3 protein-coding genes are annotated in these 3,964 nt (G+C 63.2%); all 3 read right to left on the bottom strand.

What is annotated here, in order from left to right:
* Positions 1-359: 359 nt before the first annotated feature.
* The 3 genes from ACK543_RS14410 to ACK543_RS14420 are packed head-to-tail and all read right to left on the bottom strand — an operon-like array spanning position 360 to position 3,503.
* Positions 360-1,634, bottom strand: coding sequence for an acyl-CoA dehydrogenase family protein (locus tag ACK543_RS14410; RefSeq protein WP_409943522.1), 1,275 nt, complete (start codon positions 1,632-1,634; stop codon positions 360-362).
* A gap of 46 nt (positions 1,635-1,680) precedes the next feature.
* Positions 1,681-2,766 (bottom strand): phosphotransferase, encoded by a 1,086-nt coding sequence (locus tag ACK543_RS14415; protein WP_409943523.1) that lies wholly within the window; start codon positions 2,764-2,766, stop codon positions 1,681-1,683.
* Positions 2,767-2,783: 17 nt separating this feature from the next.
* Complete coding sequence (locus ACK543_RS14420) at positions 2,784-3,503, bottom strand: Crp/Fnr family transcriptional regulator (protein ID WP_409943524.1); 720 nt, start codon at positions 3,501-3,503, stop codon at positions 2,784-2,786.
* Between the last annotated feature and the right edge of the window lie 461 nt (positions 3,504-3,964).

Genomic DNA, 3,964 nt, shown 5'->3' on the forward strand with positions numbered 1-3,964 from the left:
GAAATATCCGGGCTAGGAGCCTGTCGGACTTGGAGCGTCGAAAGCGAAAATCTGCCCCAGCGAGGACAGTTTTTGCCGAATTTGCAGCCCCATAGCCGAGCTATGGGGCAAAAAGGCGGTTAAAAATGGACCGCTGCGGTCGATTTGCAGCCGACGATTTCCAAGTCCGACAGGCTCCTAGGGTCTGTTCACGCTGTCCACTGTTGCATCTGACAAAAACAGTGTGAACGGGCCCAAGCCAATGCGTTGAGTCAGCGTCTGCGAACAGCTGTCGCGGCCTGGCAGGCTCTTCGTTGCAAGCCATGCCCGCGCGACAAGGGCTGTCATGCCGTGTGTCCCTGCGGCGCGGCTCCTTACGGTCAGCTGCCGCGCGTGATGGGCACGCCTGCATCGCGGCCATAGGCCCCGTACTTTCCCAGCTCCCATTTGGCAATGGCATTGCGGTGGACTTCATCCGGGCCGTCTGCAAAGCGCAGCGTGCGGGCGTTGGCATAGGCGTAGGCCAGGGGGAAGTCGTCGCTCACGCCGCCGCCGCCGTGTGCCTGCATGGCCCAGTCAATCACTTCGCAGGCCATGGAGGGCGCCACGACCTTGATCATGGCGATTTCGGTTTTGGCCACCTTGTTGCCTGCCATATCCATCAGCCATGCGGCCTTGAGGGTGAGCAGGCGGGCCATGTCGATCTTGCAGCGGGCCTGCGCGATGCGCTCCTGCGTGACGGTCTGCTGGGCGACCGTTTTGCCGAAAGCAACCCGCGAGGAGGCGCGCTTGCACATCAGCTCCAGTGCGCGCTCGGCCAGGCCGATCAGACGCATGCAGTGGTGGATGCGGCCAGGACCCAGGCGACCCTGGGCGATTTCGAAGCCGCGACCCTCGCCAAGCAGGATGTTGGAGACCGGCACGCGCACATTATCAAATCTCATCTCGACGTGGCCGTGGGGCGCATCGTCGTAGCCGAATACGTTGAGCGGGCGGATGATGGTGATGCCCTTGGCGTCTGCAGGCACCAGCACCATGCTCTGCTGCGAGTGGCGCGCCGCCTCGGGATCGGTCTTGCCCATGGTGATGAACACCGCACAGCGTGGGTCGGCAGCGCCGGAGATCCACCATTTGTGGCCATTGATCACGTACTCATCGCCCTGGCGCTCAATGCGCGTCTCGATGTTGGTGGCGTCGCTTGATGCCACGGCCGGTTCGGTCATGGCGAAGGCCGATCGGATCTTGCCTTCGAGCAGTGGCTTGAGCCAGCGGGCCTTGTTGGCCTCGTCGCCATAGCGGGCAATGGTTTCCATGTTGCCCGTGTCAGGGGCAGAGCAGTTGAACACCTCGCTGGCCCATGGCACGCGGCCCATGATCTCGGCCAGGGGCGCATATTCCTGGTTGGTCAGGCCCGCGCCTTCGTAGCCCGATGCGGCAGCGCTGTCCACCGGCAGGAAAAGGTTCCACAAGCCAGCGGCCTGGGCCTTGGGTTTGAGCTGCTCGATGGTGGAAAGCGCAGACCAGCGCTTGCCCGCAGCCGTGTTGGCCGCCAATTCGGCCGAATAAACCGATTCGGCGGGGTAGATGTGCTCGTCCATGAACTGGAGCAGTTGGGCCTGCAGTTCCTTGGTTTTGGGGGAATAGTCAAAGTCCATGGGGGCTCCGTCAACAAATCGGTGGGGCAATGTGGCGGCGCACGGCTCAGCCGCGCTGCGCGAAGGACCAGGCCAGTTGCGCGATGGGCCGGGCCGTATCGCCAGACGCCCTGGCCTGCGCGCTGGATGCTGTGCCGGCCTCCACCCGCTTGGCAATGCCCTGCAGGATGGCTGCAATGCGGAACAGGTTGTAGGCGAGGTAGAAGTTCCAGTCGGCGCGCAGCGACTCGGGCGTGGCGATGCCCGTGCGTTCGCAGTAACGGCGGATGTAGGTGTCTTCATCGGGGATGCCCAGCGCGCGCAGATCCAGCCCGGCAATGCCTCGGCCGAGCGACGCCGGGATGTGCCAGCTCATGCAGTGGTAGCTGAAGTCGGCCAGCGGATGGCCCAGCGTGGACAGCTCCCAGTCCAGCACGGCAATCACGCGCGGCTCGGTGGGGTGAAACATGAGGTTGTCCAGGCGGTAGTCGCCGTGCACGATGGACACATGACGCTCGTCGCGCGCGCTGGCGGGCATGTGGGCCGGCAGCCATTGCATCAGGCGATCCATCTCATCGATGGGCTGGGTGATGGATGCGACGTACTGTTTGCTCCAGCGGCCGATCTGCCGCTCGAAGTAGTTGCCTGGCTTGCCATAACCGGCCAGACCTCGGTCAGCGAACTTCACGGTGTGCAGGGCGCATAGCACGCGGTTCATCTCGTCATAGATGGCCGCTCGGCCAGCGGGATCCATGCCGGGCAGGGATTGGTCCCACAGCACGCGACCCTGCATGTATTCCATGACGTAGAAGGCGCGGCCGATCACGCTTTCGTCCTCGCACAGCACATGCATGCGCGGCACGGGCACATTGGTGCCGTACAGGCCGCTCATCACCGCAAACTCGCGCTCGATGGCATGGGCCGAAGGCAGCAACTTGGCCACCGGCCCCGGCTTGGAGCGCATCACGTAGCTGGCGCCCGGCGTGTTGAGCTTGTAGGTGGGGTTGGACTGGCCACCCTTGAACATCTCCACAGCCAGGGGGCCGCAAAAGCCCTCCATGTGCTCCTCCAGCCAGTCGGTCAGGGCCACGGTGTCGAAAGCGTGCTGTTCGGACACCGGGCGTGTGCCGACAAAATGATCAAAGTCGCTCATGGCTGGCGTGGAATGGTTCAGCGGTCACTCTCGGCGATGCGCATGAGTGCTGCGCGATCGCGCACCACCAGGCCGCCCGGTTCGATGCGAATGGCTTCCTCGCGCTCCATGGCCTTGAGCTCCTGGTTGACCCGCTGGCGCGATGCTCCCAGCAGCTGTGCCAGCTCTTCCTGCGCCAGCTGCAGGCCGATGCGCATCTCGCTGCCGTCGGACAGGCTGGGGATGCCGTAGCTGCGCACCAGGTGAACCAGCTGTTTGGCCAGCCGTGCGCGCAGGGGCAGGGTGTTGAGGTCTTCCACCAGGCCGTAAAGCTGGCGGATGCGCCGCGCATGCAGGCGCAGCATGGCCTCGTAGAACTCCACGTGGGCGGCAAGTATCTTCTTGAAGTCGGCCTTGGCCACGCACAAAACGGTGGTGTCGCCATGCGCGTAGGCGTCGTGCGTGCGACGGTCTCCGTCGAAAATCGCCACATCGCCGAACCAGATGCCTGGCTCGACGTAGGTCAGCGTGATCTGCTTGCCCGAGATGGAGGTGGAACTCACGCGCACCGCACCGCGCGCGCACGCGATCCACTCCTCGGGCGGGTCTCCACGGGCGGCAATCAGGCCGCCGTCCTTGAAGCGTTTGACGTAGGCGCATCGCAAAATGTCGTGGCGCAGCGAAGGTGAAAGGGATGAAAACCAGCGACCGGAGTTGATCGCCTCTCGTTCTTCGATCGTAAGAATGGGGTCGTCCATGGGCTGTCTTTTGCGGGACTGTGAATGCGGCCATTGTCGCGTGAGGGACCTTGGGACTGCGTCAGGGTTTGTCACCTGCGCGTCTGGGGTCCCGGGCGAGAAGTTGGTTGAACCTAAAAACGGCAGTTGGATGCATTTGCCAGCGCTGCTTTTGGGGTGCCAGGCAAGGCGCGACGACGCGGCAGGCTCGTGCCTGCAAGGAGGAGCAACACCGCATGGCACTCCAAAAGCGGTGCTGGCAAGTGCATAGTGCTGTCACCCCAAAGGTGAGGCTGCAAAGACAACCCCAGGGATCGAGTCCATGCGGTGTGCGGCAAGATGACAAGCGGTCAACTGCCGTTTTTATTGAGTCGGCATCAACCAACTTGAATGCGTTGATGCGGTTCGAAGCTCTGCGCAAGGCTTCGACAGGCTCAGCCCGAACGGCTGGTTCAAGTTCAAAGGTGCCGACTCAATAGGTT

The sequence above is a fragment of the Acidovorax sp. genome, from assembly GCF_046341535.1.
Classification (GTDB): Bacteria; Pseudomonadota; Gammaproteobacteria; order Burkholderiales; family Burkholderiaceae_C; genus Acidovorax.

Coding starts and splice junctions, on each gene's coding strand:
- ACK543_RS14420 (WP_409943524.1), bottom strand. CDS start 3,503: ATGGACGACCCCATTCTTACGATCGAAGAACGAGAGGCGATCAACTCC.
- ACK543_RS14410 (WP_409943522.1), bottom strand. CDS start 1,634: ATGGACTTTGACTATTCCCCCAAAACCAAGGAACTGCAGGCCCAACTG.
- ACK543_RS14415 (WP_409943523.1), bottom strand. CDS start 2,766: ATGAGCGACTTTGATCATTTTGTCGGCACACGCCCGGTGTCCGAACAG.